Source organism: Nocardia sp. NPDC059764 (assembly GCF_042732555.1).
In the GTDB taxonomy this organism is placed as follows: domain Bacteria; phylum Actinomycetota; class Actinomycetes; order Mycobacteriales; family Mycobacteriaceae; genus Nocardia.
In genome coordinates this window covers 1-20,899 of the sequence record NZ_JBHWHH010000131.1, presented here as the reverse complement: position 1 = coordinate 20,899, position 20,899 = coordinate 1, and the positions used below count along the sequence as shown (strand labels likewise).

Genomic DNA, 20,899 nt, shown 5'->3' with positions numbered 1-20,899 from the left:
GCGTCGGAGGGCGCGATCGAGGGTACCCCACAAGTCACCGGACGGCGTTGCGCGTCTTTCGGTTCATCGCATTCGCCGGCGCTACTCGGTCAGGCGATCGGGCCGCGGGCCGCTTCGTAGGCCGCGCCGACCCGGTAGAGCCGGTCGTCGGCCAGGGCCGGGGCCATGATCTGCAGACCGACCGGCAGACCGTCGTCCGCGCTGAGCCCGGACGGCACCGACATGGCGCAGTGCCCGGCCAGGTTGGTCGGCAGCGTGCACAGGTCCGAGAGGTACATGGCCAGCGGGTCGTTGACCTTCTCGCCCAGCTTCCACGGGGTGAACGGGCTGGTCGGCGAGACCAGCACGTCGACGGTCTCGTAGGCCTTGTCGAAGTCCTGCGCGATCAGATTGCGGACCTTGTTGGCCTGGCCGTAGTAGGCCTCGTAGTAGCCCGAGGACAGCGCGTAGGTGCCGATCATGATGCGGCGCTTGACCTCCGGGCCCAGGCCGGCCTCACGGGTCATGGACATGACCTGCTCGGCCGAGTGGGTGCCGTCGTCGCCGACGCGCAGGCCGTACCGCATGGCGTCGAAGCGCGCCAGGTTCGACGACACCTCCGACGGCAGGATCAGATAGTAGGCGGGCAGCGCGTACTCGAAGTGCGGGCACGACACCTCGATCACCTCGGCGCCCAGCTCCTTGAGCTGCGCGACCGCGGCGTCGAAGGAGGCGAGGACGCCCGGCTGGTAGCTGTCGGAGTGAAGCTCGCGCACCACACCGACTTTCAGGCCCGACAGATCGCCCTTGGCGCCCTCGCGGGCGGCGGCGACCACCGGCGGCACCGGCACATTGCGGGAGGTGGAGTCACGCGGGTCGTACCCGGCGATGACCTCGTGCAGCAGCGCGGTGTCCAGCACGGTGCGACCGCACGGGCCGCCCTGGTCCAGCGAGGACGCGCAGGCGACCAGGCCGAAGCGGGACACGGTGCCGTAGGTCGGCTTGGTGCCGACGGTCGCGGTGACCGCGGCGGGCTGGCGGATCGAGCCGCCGGTGTCGGTGCCGATCGCCAGCGGAGCCTGGTAGGAGGCCAGCGCGGCGGCCGAGCCACCACCCGAACCACCCGGAATCCGTTCGGTGTCCCAGGGATTGCGGGTCGGGCCGTAGGCCGAGTTCTCGGTCGACGAACCCATGGCGAACTCGTCCATGTTCGTCTTGCCGAGGATCGGGATGCCCGCCTCGCGTAGCTTGGTGGTCAGCGTCGCGTCGTAGGGCGACACCCAGCCCTCGAGCATCTTCGACCCGCAGGTGGTCGGCATGTCGACGGTGGTGAAAACGTCCTTGAGCGCCAAGGGAACACCGGCCAGCGGCGAGGCCACGGTCCCGGCGGCGACCTGGCGGTCCACCTCGGCGGCGGTGACCAGCGCCTGCTCGCCCGCGACGTGCAGGAAGGCGTTGATCTCCCCGTCGACCTCGGCGATGCGGCGGATGTGGGCCTCGGTGACCTCGACCGAGGACACCTCGCGGGCGTGGATCTTGTCCGCGAGTTCCGCCGCGGACAGCTTGGTCAGGTCCGTCATTCGCCCTCTCCCAGAATCTGCGGAACCATGAACCGCTGCTCCTCGACGGCCGGGGCCATGGCGAGCGCCTCGTCCGGAGTCAGGCACGGCCGCGGCACATCCGGGCGCGTCACGTTGGTCTCCGGATTCGGGGATGCGGTGGCGGGCACATCGGCGGCGGCGACCTGCGAGATCTGTGCGACGTGGGTCAGGATGGAATCCAGCTGACCGGCGTACAGATCGAGTTCGTCGTCCGTCAAAGCGAGCCGGGACAGCCGGGCGAGGTGGGCTACCTCGTCCCTGGAGATGGCGGGCACCGCGGGACCCCTTTCGGCATGGTTCGAGCTAGGTGATTGGCCATCCGACAGCCTAGTGGGTTCGCCTTCGGCCACCGGTCGCAGGTACGCGCCGGACCTGGCACCATCAATGTGTGACCCACGGGTAAGTGGCCCGCGTCACAGCAGATGCTTCGATTCGATAACGGGCTCTCGAGGGTGTAAGTATTGCGGGACTCGGGTACCCGTCGGAAAGTTTCGGTCGCACAGTAAAGAAAGGAAGGCACGTGTCATACCTGCTTCGCGTGCAACTTCCGGATCGCCCGGGGAGTCTCGGATCGCTGGCGCTGGCGCTGGGTTCCGTTGGCGCGGATATCCTCTCGCTGGATGTCGTCGAGCGCGGCGACGGCTTCGCGATCGACGACATCGTCGTCGAGGTGCCGACGGGCGCATTGCCCGACACCCTCATCACCGCCGCCGAATCGCTGCACGATGTCCAAGTGGATTCGCTGCGGCCGTACTCGGGGATCCTCGACACCCACCGCGAACTCGAGCTCATCGACCAGGTCGCCAATGCGCGCGACGACCGGTTGCAGGTGCTCGTCGACGGTGCGCCCCGGGTGCTGCGGGTCGGCTGGTCGACAGTGATCGACATGGGCCCGCAGGGCGCCTACCGGGTGGTGGGCTCCCAGAGCGCGCCGTCCACCCAGGCCGCCTCCGCGCCGTGGATGCCCCTGGAGAAGCCGTCGGTGCTCGACGGTGACGCCGACTGGGTGCCGGAGCTATGGAAGGACATGGACACCAAACTGGCGGCCGCGCCACTCGGCAACACCGGCAAGGTGCTGTTGCTGGGCCGCCCGGGCGGACCGGACTTCCGGCCCTCGGAGGTGGCTCGGCTGGGCTACCTGGCCGGCATCGTCGCGACCGTGCTGGGCTGAGCCGCACCCGCTTTCACCTCGCGTTTTCACGCCCCTACCGGAGATCCGATGGGGGCGTTTCGCATTGCCGGGCCGCCACGCGCCCGCCGCTTCCTACGTAGTAACTCAGTAGATTCCCAGGTTTTATCTACTATTCACCTACGTAGATCATCTACGTTCTGACTTAGTAGATAAGGAACGGCCGAGACGCCGCGCAGAGAGGCAATGACGCCATGCAGCACGCCCGTCGACCACGACCCCACCTCCGCATCATCGGCCTGATCCTGGCCCCACTGGCCGGCGCCGCCGTGCTCGCCGCGGGACAGGCATCCGCCGAACCGTCCACACACGGCGGCAATTCACCCGGAATCTCCGACCCGTCGAGGTCGTCCGGGGACCGCGGCAACCGGCCCGGCGTCGTCAATTACGGCAATGACGACGACGGCATCCACGCCCGCGATCCGCTCGGCTTCAACCACACCGACGTCAATCCCGTTCTCCAGAACCAGCACCCGCGCCGACCCGGCACGGTCCGGCCGCCGAGCGAACCGCCGAACCAGGTCGGCGGCGGCAACCCGGCCACCTGGACACCGACCTGGAAGCAGGACGGTTCCGGCTACACCGTCTGTCCGCCGCTCGCCGGCCACTGCTGACCACGCACCGAGACCAGGGAGCCACCATGCCTACTTCGACCACCGAGCGCTCTACCTCGGCCACCACGCGGCGCGGCTCGCGACGCTTCGGGCGGGCAGCCGCCGCGCCCCTGACCATCGCCGCCCTGGCCGTCGCCGGGCACCGACGACGTGCACCAGGTGGTCCGGGTCTCCGGAGACGTGCTGCTCTGGAAGGCCGCCGAACCCATCGCCGGATGGACCTTCGACGGGGCGCGGCCCACACCGACCTGGCGCACCGCATCACTCTGCATCGACGGCGTGCTGACCTGAGCCCCGCCCGCGGGAGACATCCCCGCGGGTCCGCGAGGTTGGCCGACTCGGCCCCGAACGGCCGAGCCGGTCCGCCACGCCCCGACGGGCCCGGTCCTATCGACCGGGCGATCCGCGCAACTGACGGCGAGCCGGAGTCAGTCCCCCGCCGCGACCCCGAAGCGCATGACCGTGAGCGGCAGCCCCGAATCGGTGTGCCAATCGCGTTCCGGCACATGCGCGAAACCGAACCGGTCGTACATGCGGCGAGCGTCCCGCATGGTCGGCATGGTGGTGAGAACCACCGCGTCGAAGCTCTCGGCGCGGGCGGTCTCGATCACCCGCTCCAGCAGGGCGCGGCCGATGCCGAGGCCCCGGGCGCGCTTGGACACCGCGAGCATCCGGAACTCCAGCTCCCCGGGCCGGGCGATATCGGCGAACGGCGTGCCCGGCCGGGCCATGGTCAGGGAGCCGAGCAGCTCCCCGCCGCGCACGGCCACCAGGATCTCCGCCGACGCCGCGCGGGTGGCGGTGTCGGCGAGCTCCGCGACGTACAGGCTCTGGGGATTCACATGCCCCTCGCCCACGTACACCTCGACGGTCAACTCACCGACCGCGGCGAAATCTCCGACCTCGGCATCCCGAATCACCACGGCGTCACCGTCCGCGCCCATCACCACAACTCCGTCCTCGATCGATCCCACACCGTCATCCCGCCGCTCCGGCTTCCAGGGCTCGGCCTCGAACACCCACCGGCGCGGGCAGCGCACGGGCACGCTCCGCACCGGTACACGGCGGTCGCTACGACACCGCTTCGGGGCCACCCGCGAGGAGTTTGACGAAGCCTTCCTCGTCGAGGATCGGGACGCCGAGTTCCTCCGCTTTGTCGGCCTTGGAACCGGGCGAGTCGCCGATGACCACGAAAGCGGTCTTCTTGGAGACGGATCCGGCGGCCTTGCCGCCGCGGACCAGGATCGCTTCCTTCGCGCCGTCGCGGGTGAAGGTCTGCAGCGAGCCGGTCACCACGATGGACAGGCCCTCGAGGTTGCGTTCGACGGACTCGTCGCGCTCGTCCTCCATGCGGACGCCGGCGGCGGCCCACTTGTCGACGATGTCGAGATGCCATGGCACGGTGAACCATTCGGTGACCGCGGCGGCGATGGTCGGGCCGACGCCGTCGGTGGCGGCCAGTTCCTCGGCCGAGGCCTCGCGGATGCGGTCCATGCTGCCGAAGGCGGTGGCCAGGGCGCGGGCCGCGGTGGGACCCACGTGCCGGATGGACAGGCCGACCAGAACGCGCCACAGCGGGCGATCCTTGGCGGACTCCAGATTCTCCAGCAGGCGTTTGCCGTTCTGCGACAGCGTGCCCGCCTTGTTGGTGAACAGCGTGGTGGTGAGCAGCGTCGCCTCGTCGAGGGCGAACAGATCGCCCTCGTCGGCGATCGCGCCCGACTTCAGCAGGTCGATGGCCGCCTCGTAGCCCAGCGCCTCGATATCGAACGCCCCGCGACCGGCCACGTGGAACACCCGCTCCCGCAGCTGTGCCGGGCAGTGCTGCTGATTGGGGCAGCGGATATCGGCGTCGCCCTCCTTGGCGGGGGCCAGCTCGGTGCCGCACTCGGGGCAGTGTGTGGGCATCACGAAGGCGCGCTCGGAGCCGTCGCGCGCGTCCACCACCGGACCGAGCACCTCGGGAATCACGTCACCGGCCTTGCGGATGGTGACGGTGTCGCCGATGAGCACGCCCTTGCGCTGCACCTCGGAGGCATTGTGCAGCGTCGCCATGGCGACCGTGGAGCCCGCCACCGTCACCGGCTGCATGACCGCGAACGGCGTAACCCGGCCCGTACGACCGACATTCACCTGAATGTCGAGCAGCTTGGTGGTGGCCTCCTCCGGCGGGTACTTGTAGGCGATGGCCCAGCGCGGCGCGCGCGAGGTGGCGCCCAGGCGGCGCTGCAGGCTGAACTCGTCGACCTTGACGACCTGGCCGTCGATCTCGTGCTCGATGTCGTGGCGGTGCTCGCCCCAATAGTTGACGCGGTCGACCACCGCGTCCGCGCCCTGCACCCGCACGGTGTGCGCGGACACCGGCAGCCCCCAGGCGGCCAGCGCGCGATACGCCTCGTGCTGCGACTCCGGCGCGAAACCCTCCAGGCGGCCGAAGCCGTGGCAGATCATGCGCAGCCGACGCCGGGCCGTCACCGCCGGATCCTTCTGACGCAGCGAGCCGGCCGCGGTATTGCGCGGATTCGCGTACGGTGGTTTGCCTTCCGCCACGATGGCGGCGTTGAGCGCCTCGAAGTCGGCCAGCGTCATGAACGCCTCACCGCGCACCTCGAGGAGCTTCGGCACCGGGAACTCGTCGCTGTGCACCAGCTCGTGCGGGATGTCCTCGATGGTGCGGGCATTGAGGGTGACGTCCTCACCGGTGCGGCCGTCGCCGCGGGTGGCGCCGCGCACCAGCCTGCCGTCCTCGTACACCAGGTTCAGCGCGACGCCGTCGATCTTCACCTCGCACACGTAGTGCAGGTCGGTGCCGGCGTCGGCCTCCACCTTGGCGATCCACTGCCGCATCTCGTCCTCGTTGAACACATTGTCCAGCGAGTACATCCGCTCCAGGTGATCGACCGGCGCGAACGCCGTCGTGAAGCCGCCCCCGACCAGCTGGGTCGGCGAGTCGGGAGTCCGCAGATCCGGATGCGACTCCTCGAGCGCCACCAGCCGGTTGAACAGCTCGTCGAACTCACCGTCGGTGATGATCGGCGCGTCTCGCACGTAGTAGCGGAACTGGTGGTCGCGAACCTCCTCCGCCAGCCGCTGCCACTCGACCCGCTCGTCCCCGCTCGCCGCGGTGATCTCCTTGCCCGATTCGCTGCCCGATTCGCTCACAGGAGGCACTCTATCCCGCCCCACCGACAGGTTCGATCAAACATTCCCGCACGTCGAGCCGCATTCGCGCGGGACCGGAACGACTCATCGCCGGGTCGCGGCGAGCACCTCGCGGCCCTCGCACGCGACCGTTGGCGCTGTCGCGCAGCGTCATTCGCGGCCCGCCCGCAATCCGACCGCCACGTCCGAATAAGGTGAGTCGCATTTCCGACCCGCGACCGGCAGGATGTCCAGGGTGTTGCGTAGTTTTCAGGTGACGAACCATCGGTCCCTCGCCGAACCGCAGGAGCTGCGGCTGACCCGGGGTAGCGGACCGGTCGCCACGCCGGTCACCGCCGTGTACGGCGCGGCCGCCACCGGCAAGACCGGCCTCATCGACGCGCTCGACCGTATGCGCGACGCCGTGCTGAACTCGGTCACCGGGTGGGACCCGTACTCCGGGCCCGACCGCACCCCGCATCTCGGATTCTCGGATCGCCCTTCGGAATTCGTGGCCAACTTCGTCGCCGAGGGCTGCCCGTACACCTACGGATTCCGGCTCGACAATGCCGATGTGGCGGCGGAATGGCTGCATTCGCATCCGCACAATCGCAAGCGGGTGGTCTTCGAACGCGCCGGGGACGATATCCGGATCGGGCCCATGTTCGAGGCCGCCCGGTACGGCCTGGGAGCGGTGGTGCCGCTGGTGCGGCCGAACGCGCTGCTGCTCAGCCTGTCCGGGCAGTTGTACGCCGAACCGCTGGTGCCGGCCTACCGCTGGTTCCAGTCGCTGCTGGAAGTGCAATGCGGGCAACCGGATCCGCAGGAGATCGCGCACCGCGTCGGCTCGCACATCTCCCGCTCCACCGATCACGCGGTGCGGCTGCTGACCCTGCTGCGCGGCGCGGACCTGGGCATCACCGATCTGCTGCTGCCCTCGGACGATCCCATGTACGCCGACTACCTGCGTGACCTGGACACCGACATCTCGTCCACCACAAAGGAAATCGAGAACTGCACGGTGTCGGCCAACTACGCCGAGGAGATGTTCCTCGAACACGGCATCACCGTCACCCTGCTGCAGCGCGAACTGGCCAACCTCTACGCCGCCCGCGACGCCCTCTACTCCCGTATGGTGGCCCGCCGCGGTGTCGGCCTGGGCCTCACCCACGAGGGCATCGAGACCGCCTTCGACATCGCCGACGAGTCCAGCGCCACCCTGGCCATGCTGCGCCTGCTCCCGCCCATGCTCGACGCCCTCGACACCGGCGGAGTGCTGGCGGTCGACGATATCGACGCCGCCCTCACCCCCGAGACCGCCGACAGCCTCATCCAGCTGTTCCAGAACCCCGAAACCAATACCCAGGGCGCACAACTGGTGTTCACCACCGCCAACCGCACCCTCATCGACCGCGGCAACGGCCGCTCCCAGTCCAAGCGCACCACGGTCTGGCAGCTCCGCCGCCACCACGGCGTCTCCGAACTCACCGCCCACTAGCCGCTGCCCGGGGCCGGACGCGACGCCGCCTAGCATGGACTCCATGCTCATCCAGCTCGCGTTCGTCCTGCTGATCGGCGGCGCCCTGGCCGCGACCGTGATGTACTACCGCCGCGCCAACGGCGGCGGAGCCCTCCCCGGCTTCGGCGCCCCCGCCGAACTGGAATCCGGCACCCTCCACGTCACCGGCGTCAGCCCCCGCCCCGCCGAACCCGGCGAGCAGTACGTCACCATCAGCGGCAGCATCTCCGGCCCCACCGTTTTCGCCCACGAGGTCTACGGCCGCTTCGCCTGGGACGTCACCCAGTGGCCGTCCATCGGCGACCAGATCCCCGTCGCCTACCCCACCGGCAAGCCCGACAAATGGCAGCTCGGCCACCCGGGCGCCCGTCCGTACTTCGGTTCGAAGCGGCCGAAGGATCAGGGCTGATCCTCCGGCCACGGGGTCATCGTCAGCGGCGGACGGCCGCGATATTGCCGATGCGGGGGTCGAGGGGACCGACCGGGCGGTCGAGGTGGGCCGTCAGGTCGTTCCAGCTGTGGAACTCGGTGGACCAGCCGAGGGAGTCGAGCCAGGACTGGACGTCGATGTCCTGGGACGTGGTGATGGGGGCCGGATCGGGGGCGTGGTCACCGGCGACCAGGCGGCGGAGGTCGCGGTACCGCGGAGCGTCGGGGTCGACGACGTAGCGAGCCGCGCCGAAACGGCTGCCGGGGGCGGAGAGTTCGGTGAGGGTGCGGACCACACGCTGGTTCCAGGACTGGTTCAGGTAGCCGAGGGAGCCTTCGTCTACCCAGTAGGTGGGGATGCTCGGGTTGAAACCGGCTGCCAGCAATGGGGTTTGCCAATCGTCGCGGAGGTCGGAGACGACCACGTGGCGGTGGCAGGTGGGGGTGGCGGGGATGGTGGCGAGGACGGGCTCTTTGAAGGCGAAGAGTTCTGGGAGGTCGATCTCGAAGACGTGGGTGTCCCGCGGGAGGGGCATGCGGTAGGCGCGCGTGTCCAAACCTGCGCCCAGCAGGACGATTTGGGTGCAGCCCGCGGTGATCGCCTCGCGGAATCGGTCGTCGACCAGGTGTACGCCGACGGTGCGGCCCTCGTAGAACTGGTCGGCCACGGCTTCCACACGAGCCCAGCGGTCCGGGTCGAAACCCGTGCGGGCGGCGGCCACGAAGGCTGCGGCCTGTGGGTCGTCGTAGAGGCGGTCGAGGCGGTCGGACTCGCGCGCCCTGATGACGGCCACCCCGATAGCGGTCATGGCTACGCCGTCGACCGGCACTTTCGCTATTGAATCGGTCATTTCGCTACTCCCCGAGCGTGAATTAACTTGCCGCCCGGCTAGGTATCTGGCGGTGAGGAAGACGCTAGGCTTTTCCCTTGCCGGGCGTCAAGCAAAATGAAGGGATTCGATGGACGGGCGTCGTAGTGACACGCGGGAGCGGATTCGGGCCGTCGCGATGGAGTTGTTCTCCGAGCGGGGGTACGAGAAGACCTCATTGCGGGAGATCGCCGAACGCCTGGGAGTCACGAAAGCCGCGCTGTACTACCACTTCCGGACCAAGGAAGACATCGTCGCCAGTCTGTCGGAGGATCTGCGGGGCGGCGTCGACGAGATCGTGACGTGGGCCGAGGCCGCGCCCGAGGGGCGGGAGCGCGCGCGGGAGATCGTGATCCGGTACGGGGCGCTGCTGCACAGTCTCGGCAAGGACATGATCCGGTTCTGGCACGAGAACCAGCCCGCGTTCCGGGACCTCGGGTTCGGGACGAGCCTGCGCTACCAGTTCCGGGTGCTGGCGGACCTGATGAGCGCGCCGAGCCGGGACCCGCTGACCGTGTTCCACGCCCGGCAGGCGCTGCTGGCCATCAGCTGGAGTCTGTCCATGATGGGAGACCTCGAGCTGTCCGACGAGGAGAGCAATGCGGCGGCGGTGGCCATCGCGCTCGACATCGTCGAGCGGATGTAGCGGCTACTCGAAGGTGAGGCCGTCGGGCTCGTCGGCGTAGGCGCGGGCGGTCTCCGCGGCCAGGCTCACCGCGCGGCGGGCCCAGGACAGGGAGGCGCCGGCCAGGCCGCAGGCCGGGGAGACCAGGATCTGGTCGGCGAGCAGACGTCGGGGGAAGCCGAGGCGGTCGATCAGGCGGACACCGGGTTCGGCGATGTCACGCCAGGTGACCGGCTTGGCCGGTTCGGTGGCGGGGACCAGGCCGAGGACCAGATGCTTTCCGGCGTCCAGCAATTCGCCGATGCGGTCCAGGTCCCGGGTGCCGATGGCGGCCAGGTCGAACCCGATCGCGCTCGCGGCGGACTCGCGCAGGAAGCCGAGGGCCGGGCGGTCGGCGCAGGAGTGGATCAGGACCGGGACCGACTGCCGCGCGGCCACGGTGTCGAGCACGTGCAGGGCCTCGGGTTCGGGCATGGCGCGCACCGTGTTCAGCACGCTCACACCCCTCAGCGTCCCGTTCAGGACGGCTGTCAGGTGAGGCTCGTCGATCTGGAGGATCACCTGGGTGCCGAGCCGCTTGGAGACTTCGGCGACATGGTCGGCGACGCCCTCGGCCAGGGACTCCGAAAGGTCGCGCAGCGCACCGGAATCGGTGAGGATGCGATGCCCGCCGGGCAGTTCGACCTCCGCGGCCACCGACAGCGGGCCTGCCACCTGCACCTTCACCGGGTGACCGGATCCGGCCAAACCGCCGGTCTCCCAGGCCTCTTCGAGCGCGTCCAAGTCGGTGCGCAACAGGTCGTTGGCGCGCCGCGAGACCGCGCCGGGCCGCGCGCCCAGCCGGTATCCGCGGGTGGTGCTGTCGAACTGCATGTCCACCAGCAGCCCGGAGACCCGTCCGATCATGTCCGCGCCCATACCGCGAGCGGGCAGTTCGACCAGGTGCGGCAGCTGACCCAGCTCCCCCACCACGGTCGCCGCCGCCTCGCGCGGGTCGGTGCCCGGCCACGAGCCGACGCCGGTCGCGATGCCGCCCGGCAGCGCGAAGGCGTTGTCACTCACCGGCATCGCCGCGATCGGTCTTTCCACTCGAGTTCGTGTACCAGTCCCAGCAGGTCGTGTTGACGAACCAGTCCCAGGTCTTGCCCGCGGTGCCCTCGGCGGGCGCGCCGGTGGGGATGCGGCCGCGTTCGGCGTAGGGGGCGACCCGAACGGTGACGGCGCGCTTGCGTCCGGAATGGTCGGGGTTGCGGTCCGACGAGGGTCCGGTCGCGGCGTCGTGCGGGCCCTCGGGGCCGGGTTGCGCTTCGCCGGGCTGGAATTCGCCGGTGTCGGCGCGGGCGGGCTGCCCCACCGGGTCGGCCGAGGCCCGAGTGGCGCCCTTGCCGAGCCGGACCTTGCCGGGGCCGCGCTTGGGCCGCAGACCGGCCGGTTGCGCCAGACCGGTGCGCCACACGATCCGGCCACCGAGAACGGGCCGGATCTGTGGCGCCACATATGACTTCGCGCCGCTGCGCGAGGGACGGTCGCTCACCGGGCGCTATCCGTGACCAGTTCGCTCGCGTACGAGTGCGGTTCGCGTTCGGTGCCGGAGATGGTGCCGCTGCCCAGCACCTCGTCACCGTCGGTGTCGGGGCGGTAGAGGACCACGGCCTGGCCGCGGGCCACCCCGGTCAGCGGCTCTCGCAGCCGCACCACCAGGCCGCCGTCGACGGCCTCGGCGACCGCGGGGGCGGTGCCGCCGTGGGCGCGCACCTGGGCGACGCATTCGATGGGGCCGGAAGGGGTTTCACCCGAGGTCCAGATGGCACGGTCGGCGAGCACCGTCCACACCTCCAGGTCCTTGGCCGAGCCCACGTGCACGTCGCCGGTGTCGGGGTCGATGCCGGTGACGTAGCGCGGCTTGCCGTCGGCGGCCGGGCCGGGCAGGCCCAGACCCTTGCGCTGGCCGATGGTGAATCCGTGCACGCCCTCGTGGTCGGCGAGCTTGGTGCCGTCGGCGTCGAGCACCGCGCCCGGGCGGATACCGATCTTCGCGCCCAGGAAGGCCTGGGTGTCGCCGGAGGGGATGAAGCAGATGTCGTGGCTGTCGGGCTTGTTCGCGACGGCCAGCCCGCGCTCGGCGGCCTCGGCGCGGATCTGCGGCTTCGGGGTGTCGCCGACCGGGAACATGGCGCGCGACAGCTGATCCGCGGTCAGCACGGCCAGCACGTACGACTGATCCTTGTCCGCGTCCACGGCCCGGCGCAGCACGCCGTCCTCGAGGCGGGCGTAGTGCCCGGTGACGACGGCGTCGAAACCGAGCGCCGCCGCGCGGTCGGCCAGCGCGGAGAACTTGATCTTCTCGTTGCAGCGCAGGCACGGGTTGGGGGTCTCGCCGGCGGCGTACGCGGCGACGAAGTCGTCGATCACGTCCTCCTTGAACCGGTCCGCGAAATCCCAGACGTAGAACGGGATTCCGAGCACGTCGGCCGCGCGCCGGGCGTCACCGGCGTCCTCCTTCGAGCAGCAGCCGCGCGATCCTGTGCGTAGCGTGCCCGGGCTCGCCGACAGCGCCAGGTGCACGCCGACCACCTCGTGTCCGGCGTCCACGGCGCGGGCGGCCGCCACGGCGGAATCCACGCCACCACTCATCGCGGCAAGTACTCGCATCTAGAAGCCTCCCTTCGCTCCGGCCAGTCCGGCCGCCTTCGCCCGCTCCACGACCTGCGGCAGCGCGGCCAGCAGGGCATCGATATCGGCGTCGGTCGAATCGTGTCCCAATGAGAATCGCAGAGATCCCCGCGCGCGGCCCGGTTCCACGCCCATGGCCAGCAGCACATGGGAGGGTCCGGCGACTCCGGCATTGCACGCGGATCCGGTCGAGCATTCGATCCCGGCGGCGTCGAGCAGCATCAGCAGCGAGTCGCCCTCGCAGCCCGGGAACGTGAAGTGGGCGTTGCCCGGCAGCCGTCGCTCACCGGTCCCGCCGTTGAGCACCGCCTCCGGCACGACGGCGCGCACACCGTCGATGAGCCGGTCCCGCAGCCGCTCCAGTTCCACCGCGCGCAGCTCCAGGCCCGCCACGGTCTCGCGGAGGGCGGCCGCCAGGCTCACCGCCGCGGGGACGTCCGAGGTGCCCGAGCGCAGATCCCGCTCGTGCCCGCCGCCGTGCAGCAGCGGCACCGCGGGCACCTGCCGACCGAGCAGCAGCACCCCGACCCCGTGCGGCCCGCCGACCTTGTGCCCGGCGAAACTGGCCGCCGCCAGCCCGCTGCCCGCGAAATCGATGGGCAGTTGGGCGGCCGCCTGCACCGCGTCGCTGTGCATCGGCACGTCGAACTCCTGTGCCACCGCGGCCAATTCCCGGATCGGCTGGATCGTCCCGACCTCGTTGTTGGCCCACATGACACTGACCAGCGCCGTGTCCTCGGCGTGCGCGGCCAGCGCGGCCCGCAGCGTGCGCGGCGACACGACGCCCTCGGCGTCGCACTCCAGCCACGTGATCCGCGCGCCCTCGTGCTGTTCGAGCCATTCCACGGTGTCCAGCACCGCGTGATGCTCGACCGCGCTCACCAGGATCCGGTTCCGCTTCGGGTCGGCGTCCCGCCGCGCCCAGTAGATCCCCTTGACGGCGAGATTGTCGCTCTCGGTCCCGCCCGAGGTGAAGATCACCTCCGAGGGCCGCGCCCCCAGCCCCGCAGCGATCGACTCCCGAGCCTCCTCGAGCAGCCGCCGCGCGGCGCGCCCCGACCCGTGCAGCGACGAGGCGTTCCCCGTCACCCCCAGGGCAGCACACATGGCCTCGACCGCGACCGGGAACATCGGGGTAGTCGCCGCGTGATCGAGGTAGACCGTCTGGGCACCGACCGGACCCGGGAAAGCCGACTTCATGACCGTCCAAGGATAGCCGCCGCCGTCGCGTCGCTATTCCCGCCATACCCGCGGGCCGGTTCACCAGTCGAACAGGTCCTCGACGATCCCCTCGCCGACGGCGAAGCCCGCCGCCGCCGCCAGCCCGCCGATCGCGCGCTGACAGCGGAAACCGCCGACACGATCGAGACCGTCAGCGGCCGGGCGGGCGGCTCAGCTCGATCATCGAGAAGTCCAAGGGCAACGAGCGGACCCGATCCACCGCGAGGCCGGCGGTGGCGGTGAGGTCGCGGTAGTGGGTGAGGGTGCGTTCGCGGCGGCCGACATTGCAGAGCATGTGGACGTCCCAGGCGGGGCGAGGGACGGGGCGTCGTCGTCGGGGAGGAGGCGTTCGATGACGAAGAGGCGGGCGTGGGCGGCCATGGCGGCGGCGCAGCGGACGAGGAGGGTGCGGCAGCGTTCGTCGTCCCGGTCGTGCCGGACCCGGGAGAGCAGGTAGCGGGTGATGTCGGGGGTGCGCGGCATCTGGCCCACGAAACCGTCGGGGTGCACGCCGTAGAGGACGTTCGGCGAGCTCGGCGGCGCTTGGACCAGCAGTGCCAGCCAGGTGATCCCGTGATCGCGGACCGCGGTGCGGGCCGGAACCGCGGGCGCGGCCACCCCGTGGCCGCCGCCGCACCCGTCAGCCCGTGCGCGCGCAGCACCGCCGCCGCGTCCGGTGCCAAAAACCCTGCCCGGGAACGGTTCTCGACCCAGTGTCGACTCCGCCACTTCAGGACCGTGCACGCGATGCCCGCCGTGAGCAGCAGATTCGCCAGGACCGGGCCCGCGGGTCCCGCGCCCAAAACGACTACCTCGGTGTCGATGTCGCCATTCTCGCGACCCATCGACTCCACGTTGTTCACGTAACCGTCCCAACCGAAAGGAAAGTGGTGACGCAGACGAATGCCGGGCCGATGCTGCTGGGCTTGACGAGTCGAATAGGGGATTGCTTCGCATCACGCGTCGCGGGCGCGCAACGCAATTTTTACAAAAAGGACAAGTCGCACAAAAGAAATGGCACCGGCGCCCATGCGAACGCATCGGCACCAGCGCCCCGGGAGAACTGGTGAATTCGAGCCTAGCCGCGCGACGACGGCAGACGCCACGCCCGGATCCGCTGCTCCGACAGCACCGCCAGGGCGCCACCGGACAGCAGCTGATTCAGTCGCGGCAGCGCCTGCTTCAGCACCGTCACCTGATCGTCGACCGTGGCGTCCGCCGAGTGCAGCAGCACCACGCTCGGCACCGACGTGCCCACGACGAGCTCGGGAATGTAGGTCCGCTCGGCGGTCACCAGGGCACGGCCGCTCGACTTCGCCTGCTCCAGCGCCCGTCGATTGTCGCCACCGAACAGGCCGACATCGCGCACGTGCGCCACGTCGTAGCCCGCGGCCTCCAGCCGTTCGGCCAGCCGGGGGCTCAGGTTCTCGTCGACCAGCAGCTTGGTGCCGACCACCACCGGCGAAAGACCCTGCAACGCTTCGCCGTAGGTGATGTCGAGGACGGCGCCGTCACCCAGACCGCGGAGCATCGAGTCCATCTCGGGGTCGGCGACCAGCGGCGCGCTGCTGGTCATCCGCGCCCGCCTGCCGAGCCCGGAAATACCGGCGGCTCCCGCCGCAGCCGCTCCCGCGCCGGCCAGACCCGCCTTCCTCCCGAGATCGCCGGCGCGCACGGCGGCGCCCTCGTCCCGGAACGCGGTGCCCTGCACATCGAGCCCGCCACCCCGCGGCTCGACGCCGCCACCCGTCATGCGCACCCCGCCGCTCCGCACATCCGCGGCGGCGCCCTTCGCATCCATCACCGGCCGGGTCGCGCCGACTGTCGCACCCGAGCGGCCCGATCCGTTGCTGCCCCGGAACTTCCGCCACGCCCACACCGGCAGCGCCAGCAGTCCGATGATCGCGGCCGCGATGGCCAGCAGCGCGAGCAGCCACCACCAGCCCAGATTGTTCTTGAACTTGGTGAACCAGCCCTCGGCCTTGTCGGTGCTCGGCGCCGACATCCCCGGGAGGCTGAACGAGCCGTCGGCCAGCTTCACTCCGCCACTGGGGAACACGATCGACCCGTCGGCCATCTGCACGGTGCCGTCGGGCAGCCGCACCGCGCCTTCGGGCAGCGTGAACGCACCGTCCGGCATGCGGATCAGACCGTTCGTGTACCGCAGCGAACCGTCGGGCAGCCGAACCGCGCCATCCGGCAAGGTGATCGAGCCGTCGGAGAGTTTGATGGAGCCGTCCGGCAGCACCATGTTCCCATTCGGCAGCTGGAAGCTACCGTCTGGCAAACGGATCGATCCGTCCGGGAGCCGCACCTTGCCGTCGGGCAGGTTCACCGAGCCCTCCGGCAGGTTCACCGTGCCGCCGGGGAGCTGACCGGCCACGCCCGGAACCGACAAGCCAGCCAGCCTGGCAGCCAAACCGCCTGGTACCGTGGCGAATCCGCGCTGCGGGTTCCAGGAGATCTCCGCGGCGCCGTTGTCACCGGTGAACTTCTGGGTGACGGTGCCGTCGGCGTCGACGGTCGCGGCGGCGGCCGGGAAGCCGAGCTCGGCAGCCGGGCCGCCCAATGTGCGGTAGGCCGCGAGCATCGGACCGCGGACCACCCACGACCGCCGGGGCGTCCAGTAGATGGCCGCGCCGTCGGGCGCGGAGAAGTCGTTGAACCGTCCGGTGTCGCCGGGCGTCATCGATTCGTCGTTGGTGGGGAAACCGAGATCACCGCCGGGCCCGCCGAACCGCTGATAGTCGGTCAGGATGTCGCCGTAGAGGACATGCGCGCCGGTGGGCTGCGAGTAGTAGATCGCGCCGCCCGCGTAGTCGCGGACCGCGCCGCCCGCCACCTCGTGGACCGCACCGGACGGGTTGCCGAGCAAGGATCCGGCGCCGCCGAACTGCTCATATTTCTGGCCGATCTCCTCGGCCCCGGACACCTGGGCCTGCGCCGGGGTCACCAGCACGGCGACGCCGAGGCCCGCGGAGCAGCCGAGGAGCGCCGCCCTGCGCAACCGGACCGAACTGGACAAACCTATGTTTCGCACACCGATCCCCTTTGCCGTGAGAAGGAACGATCAGGCCCATGCACGAACGCAAGCGACCACAGCTCGCAAATCATCAGCTATCGTAGGCGAATACCCGGCCGTACCGTCGACAAGCCGGGCCGTCAACCCAGCAGGTCGGCGGCTTCCATCAAATGGGCGGCGATCCGGCGCGCGGCGGCCGGGGCGAATTCCACGATCTCGTCGTGACCGACGGTGAATTCGATGATGAGCCTGCGGTCGTGGCCGCAGTTGAAGGCGCACAGCTGGATCTCCACCGAGCGCAGCTCCCCCGACACCTCCACCACCCGCTTCGGGCCGTAGTGCACCCAGCCCTCGGGATCGTCGTGGCAGCGACACCAGGCCGGACAGCGCGCCGGGGAGTCGGCGGTCCGATCGCACAGCGCCGCTCCGGCACACAGCGCCCGCGCGATATCGGAGGCCTGCTCGTCGGTCATCTCGACCCACAGATGCGGGGCGAACACCAGGTCCACCCGCCGGTGCCGCAGCTCCTCACCAGTTGCCCGCAGCTGCACGAAACCCGCTGATGCCGAAGTTGATACGTCATCGACGTCGAGCATCAGGCCGAAATGCGTTCCCCCGCTGTCGACTCCCGGTAGATCGGTCTCATCGTGCGCCATACACCAACTGGGACAAGCCAATCCTGTTGTCACTGCGCCCCGCCCCCTTCCGTCGGCCACATGACCGGCGCGCATTCATGACGGTAGACAACTCGCGCGGAAACCGCGTAGCAAATGCGAACCTGAACACAAAACGCAACCCGCGCCCGGCGCGCCACATTTATCAATCTGATACGTGTTACATCAAGTGACGATTTCCGGGCATCTCGGGCAAATAGCGGAAAACCCTGAATATCAACCTGAGTCGCACCTACCGGAGCATGTGCCGTGGCAGTTTCGCCATGAAATTAGAACGCGTTACAGTCGCCCGAGACGGCTCGGCTTACCCGCTCTTCGCCCCAGGAGGAACTCCGCAGATCTCCGCCCCCGCGCCCGACCAGAGTTGGAAACGCACGGTTTCCGACCGCGACAACGATGAGCTGACGGTGCGGCTGGAACAGTGGCTGGCTACCCGCGTCGACGCCACGCCGCGGGTCACCGGCCTGGTCAAGCCCAAGGGCGGCGGGATGTCGAGCGCCACACTGCCTTTCGATGCCCAGTGGAGCGTCGGCGGGGAATCCCGCGGCGCGCGGTTCGTGGCGCGGCTCGCGCCCGAGGCGGATTCGTTCCCGCTGTTCGAAACCTACGATCTGGAAACGCAGTTCGCCGTCATGTCGGGTGTGGCCGACGCGATCGACGCGCCGCTGCCCGGACTGCACTGGCTGGAAACCGATCCCGGCGTGCTCGGCTCGCCGTTCTTCGTCATGGGCCGCGTCGCCGGGCGGGGCGCTTTCGACTGGCTCGAGCGCAACTGGCCGACTGGCACCTCTCCTGTACGCCGCGCTGCGCCACGGCATCGTCATGGCCCGCAGCTGGCGGCGCATGATCCACTTCGGCGAGACCACCGAACCCGAGGACCGCGACGACTTCGTCATGCACCGCCCGCTGCTGGAAGCCCTGCTCGACGGCACCTACGCCTGGGACTGAGCCGGGCCCCGGAGGGCGGCCGGTAGTCTCGGAACCGCCGCCCTGTGACGGTGCACGATCCAGTCGCTCGACCGAGAGGTAGGCGATATGAAGGCACTGCAATATGTCACCGTGGGGCAGGAACCCGAGGTTCGCGAAATCCCCACGCCGGAACCCGGTCCCGGGCAGGTCTTGCTGAAGGTGACCGCCGCGGGCGTGTGCCACTCCGACGATTTCGTGATGTCGCTGCCCGCCGAGGCGTTCCGATTCCCGCTGCCGCTTACCCTCGGGCACGAGGGCGCGGGCACGGTCGCCGCGCTCGGGGCCGGGGTGAGCGGGCTCGAGGTGGGCGCCGGCGTCGTGGTGTACGGGCCGTGGGGCTGCGGGACCTGCTGGTTCTGCGCACAGGGCCTGGAGAACTACTGCTCGCGGGCCGCGGACCTGGGCATCTTCCCGCCCGGCCTGGGCGCGCCGGGGGCCATCGCCGAGTACATGATCGTGGATTCGGCGCGGCATCTGGTGCCGATCGGCGACCTCGATCCGGTGGCGACGGTGCCGCTCACCGATGCCGGGCTCACGCCGTATCACGCGATCAAACGGTCGCTGGGGAAACTGCGGGCGGGCTCGTGGGCCGTCGTGATCGGCAGCGGCGGGCTCGGGCACGTCGCGATCCAGCTGCTGCGGCACCTGTCCCCCGCCCGCGTCATCGCCCTGGACGTGACCGAGGAGAAGCTCGAGTTCGCGAAATCCGTTGGCGCGCACGAGGCGGTGCTGTCGGACGATCGGGCCGCGGAGCAGGTCCGCAAGATCATCGGCGGGCGCGGCGCGAGCCTGGTGCTGGACTTCGTCGGATATCAGCCGACCCTGGACATCGCCATGGCGGTCGCGGGCGTGGACTCCGACGTCACCCTGGTCGGGCTGGGCGACGGAAAGTCCGCGGCGCGAGTCGGATTCGGGATCAGCCCCTACGAGGCGGCCGTGAGCGCACCGTACTGGGGCTCCCGCAGCGAGCTGATCGAACTGGTCGACCTCGCACACGAGGGCGTGCTCGAGATCGCGGTCGAGCGATTCGGCCTCGACGAAGCGCCTGAGGCCTATCGGCGACTCGCGGCGGGCACGCTGCGGGGCCGCGCCGTCATCGTGCCCTGACCGCGCCGCGGATCACCGATCGGCAGGCTGGGTGACCGGTGTCCAGGCGAAACCGTCGGGGTCGGTGAAGGTTTCGGAGCCGCCGATGGTGAGCCGATGGGAGCCGGTGCCGTCGGCGGGCACGCCCGCGTCCTTGGCGAGGGCGCGGCGCTTGTAGAGGGCCAGCTTGATCTGGCCGGAGCCGGTGTCGAATTCGACGTACATGGGCCCGAAGCTCTTGGCCACGGGGAGGCCGTGATCGACATAGAAGCGCTTGCTCGCACCGATATTCGCGACGCCGAGCAGCAGGACCAGGGACTCGAAACGCTTGGTCGCGGGGCCCGAGTTCTTCTTGGCCGACGTGGCGACCTTCCAGATCGCGCCGTCGGGGGCCTGGATCACGCCGCCGTAGCCCCACATCGACTTGGCCGCGGGCTTCAGCACCGTCGCGCCCGCGGCGACGGCGGCGTCGAGGTAGGCGTCGGCGTCCGCGGGCTGGGCGACGGTCAGGGACAGGGTGTAGCCGCGGAAGCCCGTGCTGGGCTCCTGGGCGACGCGGAACCGCAGCTCGGTGTCCAGGCCGAAGGCGGTGGCGTAGAAGTGGGCGGCCGCCTCGGGATCGGCGACATCGAGAGTGATGAATTCGATGGAGGTCATGTCCACGACGCTACGGTCGCGGGCCTGACCAGTGCTTCTCGATTCCTGATCAGTCCGCGACCGCGCGGTGGGCTCCCGCACTCCCGGCTAGGTCACCGAGTCCAGCGAGGAGAAGACGACCACATTCGACAGATAGCTCTTGGCGTTCTTGTCGAAGTCGCCGCCGCAGGTGACGACCTGCAGGGTCGCGCCGCCACGAGGGCCGAACACGGTCTGGTCGGGGAACTCCGACTTCAGGTACATCCGCACATCGGTGACCTTGAAGTGCGCGATCTTGCCGTCGGCGCGGGTCACATCGATCATGTCGTCCTTCTTGACCTTCTTCAGGGCGAAGAACACGCCCGGGCCCTTGTAGGAGTCGACGTGGCCGAGGATGACCGACGAGCCCTGCTCGCCCGGGGCCGGACCCTGCTGGTACCAGGCGGCCTGCTGATAGTCGGCGGGCACCTGGACCGAGCCATCGGCATTGAGCCCCACCGAGATCAGCGATCCGGCGGCATTGATCGAGGGAATCGCGAACGACACCGGGGTGGACCGGGCGATCGACCCGGCCGTCTTCACCGCGACCGTGGTCGGCACCCGCGAGGTCGACGGCGCGTCCGAACCGCCGGAGGAACCGCACCCCGAGACC

22 protein-coding genes and 2 pseudogenes are annotated in these 20,899 nt (G+C 69.9%); 8 read left to right on the top strand and 16 right to left on the bottom strand.

The genetic code is table 11. The features are described 5' to 3' along the window. Positions 1-89 precede the first annotated feature (89 nt). Both gatA and gatC read right to left on the bottom strand, forming a co-directional pair. On the bottom strand, positions 90-1,559 hold the full coding sequence (gatA, locus tag ACFV4K_RS25185) for an Asp-tRNA(Asn)/Glu-tRNA(Gln) amidotransferase subunit GatA (RefSeq protein ID WP_379278165.1): 1,470 nt from the start codon (positions 1,557-1,559) through the stop codon (positions 90-92). Next, positions 1,556-1,855, bottom strand: a complete 300-nt coding sequence (gene gatC, locus ACFV4K_RS25180; protein ID WP_357096144.1) for an Asp-tRNA(Asn)/Glu-tRNA(Gln) amidotransferase subunit GatC — start codon at positions 1,853-1,855, stop codon at positions 1,556-1,558. Before gatC ends, gatA begins: the two co-directional genes overlap by 4 nt. A gap of 245 nt (positions 1,856-2,100) precedes the next feature. On the opposite strand from gatC, the gene ACFV4K_RS25175 reads away from it, so the two are divergent. The 3 genes from ACFV4K_RS25175 to ACFV4K_RS25165 all read left to right on the top strand — a co-directional run bounded on the left by ACFV4K_RS25175 (position 2,101) and on the right by ACFV4K_RS25165 (position 3,674). After that, complete coding sequence (locus ACFV4K_RS25175) at positions 2,101-2,751, top strand: amino acid-binding protein (RefSeq protein WP_379278163.1); 651 nt, start codon at positions 2,101-2,103, stop codon at positions 2,749-2,751. Between the two features lie 212 nt (positions 2,752-2,963). Beyond that, on the top strand, positions 2,964-3,383 hold the full coding sequence (locus ACFV4K_RS25170; RefSeq protein WP_379278162.1) for a hypothetical protein: 420 nt from the start codon (positions 2,964-2,966) through the stop codon (positions 3,381-3,383). A 159-nt stretch (positions 3,384-3,542) separates the two neighbouring features. Further along, complete coding sequence (locus ACFV4K_RS25165; protein ID WP_379278160.1) at positions 3,543-3,674, top strand: hypothetical protein; 132 nt, start codon at positions 3,543-3,545, stop codon at positions 3,672-3,674. Between the two features lie 137 nt (positions 3,675-3,811). Here ACFV4K_RS25165 and ACFV4K_RS25160 read toward each other — a convergent pair whose 3' ends face one another. Continuing rightward, positions 3,812-4,327, bottom strand: a complete 516-nt coding sequence (locus ACFV4K_RS25160; RefSeq protein WP_379278169.1) for a GNAT family N-acetyltransferase — start codon at positions 4,325-4,327, stop codon at positions 3,812-3,814. 127 nt (positions 4,328-4,454) lie between these two features. Further along, entirely contained in the window at positions 4,455-6,512 is a 2,058-nt protein-coding gene (gene ligA / locus ACFV4K_RS25155) for an NAD-dependent DNA ligase LigA (RefSeq protein ID WP_379278167.1), read from the bottom strand. A 268-nt stretch (positions 6,513-6,780) separates the two neighbouring features. Between ligA and ACFV4K_RS25150 the strand changes: the two genes are divergently transcribed. Further along, complete coding sequence (locus ACFV4K_RS25150) at positions 6,781-8,022, top strand: ATP/GTP-binding protein (protein WP_379101584.1); 1,242 nt, start codon at positions 6,781-6,783, stop codon at positions 8,020-8,022. A gap of 43 nt (positions 8,023-8,065) precedes the next feature. Continuing rightward, positions 8,066-8,452 (top strand): hypothetical protein, encoded by a 387-nt coding sequence (locus ACFV4K_RS25145; protein WP_379278159.1) that lies wholly within the window; start codon positions 8,066-8,068, stop codon positions 8,450-8,452. A gap of 22 nt (positions 8,453-8,474) precedes the next feature. Here ACFV4K_RS25145 and ACFV4K_RS25140 read toward each other — a convergent pair whose 3' ends face one another. Beyond that, positions 8,475-9,323 (bottom strand): SAM-dependent methyltransferase, encoded by an 849-nt coding sequence (locus ACFV4K_RS25140; RefSeq protein ID WP_379278157.1) that lies wholly within the window; start codon positions 9,321-9,323, stop codon positions 8,475-8,477. Between the two features lie 109 nt (positions 9,324-9,432). On the opposite strand from ACFV4K_RS25140, the gene ACFV4K_RS25135 reads away from it, so the two are divergent. Continuing rightward, positions 9,433-9,987: a TetR/AcrR family transcriptional regulator gene (locus ACFV4K_RS25135; RefSeq protein WP_379278155.1), complete on the top strand. Its 555-nt coding sequence runs from the start codon at positions 9,433-9,435 to the stop codon at positions 9,985-9,987. 3 nt (positions 9,988-9,990) lie between these two features. Here the strand turns inward: ACFV4K_RS25135 and ACFV4K_RS25130 are convergent, their stop codons facing one another. The 9 genes and pseudogenes from ACFV4K_RS25130 to ACFV4K_RS25090 all read right to left on the bottom strand — a co-directional run bounded on the left by ACFV4K_RS25130 (position 9,991) and on the right by ACFV4K_RS25090 (position 17,538). Next, positions 9,991-11,028, bottom strand: coding sequence for a methionine synthase (locus ACFV4K_RS25130; RefSeq protein WP_379278153.1), 1,038 nt, complete (start codon positions 11,026-11,028; stop codon positions 9,991-9,993). Next, a complete protein-coding gene (locus ACFV4K_RS25125; RefSeq protein WP_379278152.1) occupies positions 11,021-11,500 on the bottom strand; it encodes a hypothetical protein in 480 nt (159 codons plus the stop codon). The genes ACFV4K_RS25130 and ACFV4K_RS25125 overlap by 8 nt, the downstream gene beginning before the upstream one ends. Continuing rightward, positions 11,497-12,618 (bottom strand): tRNA 2-thiouridine(34) synthase MnmA, encoded by a 1,122-nt coding sequence (mnmA, locus tag ACFV4K_RS25120; RefSeq protein ID WP_379278150.1) that lies wholly within the window; start codon positions 12,616-12,618, stop codon positions 11,497-11,499. Before mnmA ends, ACFV4K_RS25125 begins: the two co-directional genes overlap by 4 nt. Then, positions 12,619-13,839: a cysteine desulfurase family protein gene (locus tag ACFV4K_RS25115; RefSeq protein WP_379278149.1), complete on the bottom strand. Its 1,221-nt coding sequence runs from the start codon at positions 13,837-13,839 to the stop codon at positions 12,619-12,621. 172 nt (positions 13,840-14,011) lie between these two features. Next, positions 14,012-14,155 carry a hypothetical protein gene (locus ACFV4K_RS25110; protein WP_379278170.1) on the bottom strand — a complete coding sequence of 48 codons (144 nt, stop codon included), beginning with the start codon at positions 14,153-14,155 and terminating at the stop codon, positions 14,012-14,014. Positions 14,156-14,193: 38 nt separating this feature from the next. Further along, a pseudogene (locus tag ACFV4K_RS25105) lies at positions 14,194-14,343 on the bottom strand (methyltransferase); the annotation flags it as partial. 125 nt (positions 14,344-14,468) lie between these two features. After that, a pseudogene (locus tag ACFV4K_RS25100) lies at positions 14,469-14,705 on the bottom strand (FAD-dependent monooxygenase); the annotation flags it as partial. Between the two features lie 233 nt (positions 14,706-14,938). Further along, positions 14,939-16,900 carry a DUF5615 family PIN-like protein gene (locus ACFV4K_RS25095; protein WP_379278148.1) on the bottom strand — a complete coding sequence of 654 codons (1,962 nt, stop codon included), beginning with the start codon at positions 16,898-16,900 and terminating at the stop codon, positions 14,939-14,941. Between the two features lie 122 nt (positions 16,901-17,022). Then, positions 17,023-17,538 (bottom strand): DUF6907 domain-containing protein, encoded by a 516-nt coding sequence (locus tag ACFV4K_RS25090; RefSeq protein WP_379278146.1) that lies wholly within the window; start codon positions 17,536-17,538, stop codon positions 17,023-17,025. Positions 17,539-17,798: 260 nt separating this feature from the next. On the opposite strand from ACFV4K_RS25090, the gene ACFV4K_RS25085 reads away from it, so the two are divergent. Together ACFV4K_RS25085 and ACFV4K_RS25080 are read left to right on the top strand one after the other, a co-directional pair. Next, positions 17,799-18,530 (top strand): hypothetical protein, encoded by a 732-nt coding sequence (locus ACFV4K_RS25085; RefSeq protein WP_379278145.1) that lies wholly within the window; start codon positions 17,799-17,801, stop codon positions 18,528-18,530. A 61-nt stretch (positions 18,531-18,591) separates the two neighbouring features. Beyond that, positions 18,592-19,632 (top strand): NAD(P)-dependent alcohol dehydrogenase, encoded by a 1,041-nt coding sequence (locus ACFV4K_RS25080; RefSeq protein ID WP_379278144.1) that lies wholly within the window; start codon positions 18,592-18,594, stop codon positions 19,630-19,632. Between the two features lie 12 nt (positions 19,633-19,644). On the opposite strand, the gene ACFV4K_RS25075 is transcribed toward ACFV4K_RS25080, so the two are convergent. Further along, positions 19,645-20,268 (bottom strand): VOC family protein, encoded by a 624-nt coding sequence (locus tag ACFV4K_RS25075; RefSeq protein ID WP_379278142.1) that lies wholly within the window; start codon positions 20,266-20,268, stop codon positions 19,645-19,647. 87 nt (positions 20,269-20,355) lie between these two features. Continuing rightward, positions 20,356-20,899, bottom strand: a 544-nt coding sequence (locus ACFV4K_RS25070; protein ID WP_379278140.1) for a class F sortase, incomplete at its 5' end; no start/stop codon positions are given.

Bases quoted from the DNA above. Each gene is read 5' to 3' on its own strand.
- gatA (WP_379278165.1), bottom strand. From the start codon at position 1,559: ATGACGGACCTGACCAAGCTGTCCGCGGCGGAACTCGCGGACAAGATC.
- ACFV4K_RS25170 (WP_379278162.1), top strand. From the start codon at position 2,964: ATGCAGCACGCCCGTCGACCACGACCCCACCTCCGCATCATCGGCCTG.
- ACFV4K_RS25160 (WP_379278169.1), bottom strand. From the start codon at position 4,327: ATGGGCGCGGACGGTGACGCCGTGGTGATTCGGGATGCCGAGGTCGGA.
- ACFV4K_RS25145 (WP_379278159.1), top strand. From the start codon at position 8,066: ATGCTCATCCAGCTCGCGTTCGTCCTGCTGATCGGCGGCGCCCTGGCC.
- ACFV4K_RS25140 (WP_379278157.1), bottom strand. From the start codon at position 9,323: ATGACCGATTCAATAGCGAAAGTGCCGGTCGACGGCGTAGCCATGACC.
- ACFV4K_RS25135 (WP_379278155.1), top strand. From the start codon at position 9,433: ATGGACGGGCGTCGTAGTGACACGCGGGAGCGGATTCGGGCCGTCGCG.
- mnmA (WP_379278150.1), bottom strand. From the start codon at position 12,618: ATGCGAGTACTTGCCGCGATGAGTGGTGGCGTGGATTCCGCCGTGGCG.
- ACFV4K_RS25115 (WP_379278149.1), bottom strand. From the start codon at position 13,839: ATGAAGTCGGCTTTCCCGGGTCCGGTCGGTGCCCAGACGGTCTACCTC.
- ACFV4K_RS25110 (WP_379278170.1), bottom strand. From the start codon at position 14,155: ATGCTCTGCAATGTCGGCCGCCGCGAACGCACCCTCACCCACTACCGC.
- ACFV4K_RS25090 (WP_379278146.1), bottom strand. From the start codon at position 17,538: ATGGCGCACGATGAGACCGATCTACCGGGAGTCGACAGCGGGGGAACG.
- ACFV4K_RS25085 (WP_379278145.1), top strand. From the start codon at position 17,799: ATGTGCCGTGGCAGTTTCGCCATGAAATTAGAACGCGTTACAGTCGCC.
- ACFV4K_RS25080 (WP_379278144.1), top strand. From the start codon at position 18,592: ATGAAGGCACTGCAATATGTCACCGTGGGGCAGGAACCCGAGGTTCGC.
- ACFV4K_RS25075 (WP_379278142.1), bottom strand. From the start codon at position 20,268: ATGACCTCCATCGAATTCATCACTCTCGATGTCGCCGATCCCGAGGCG.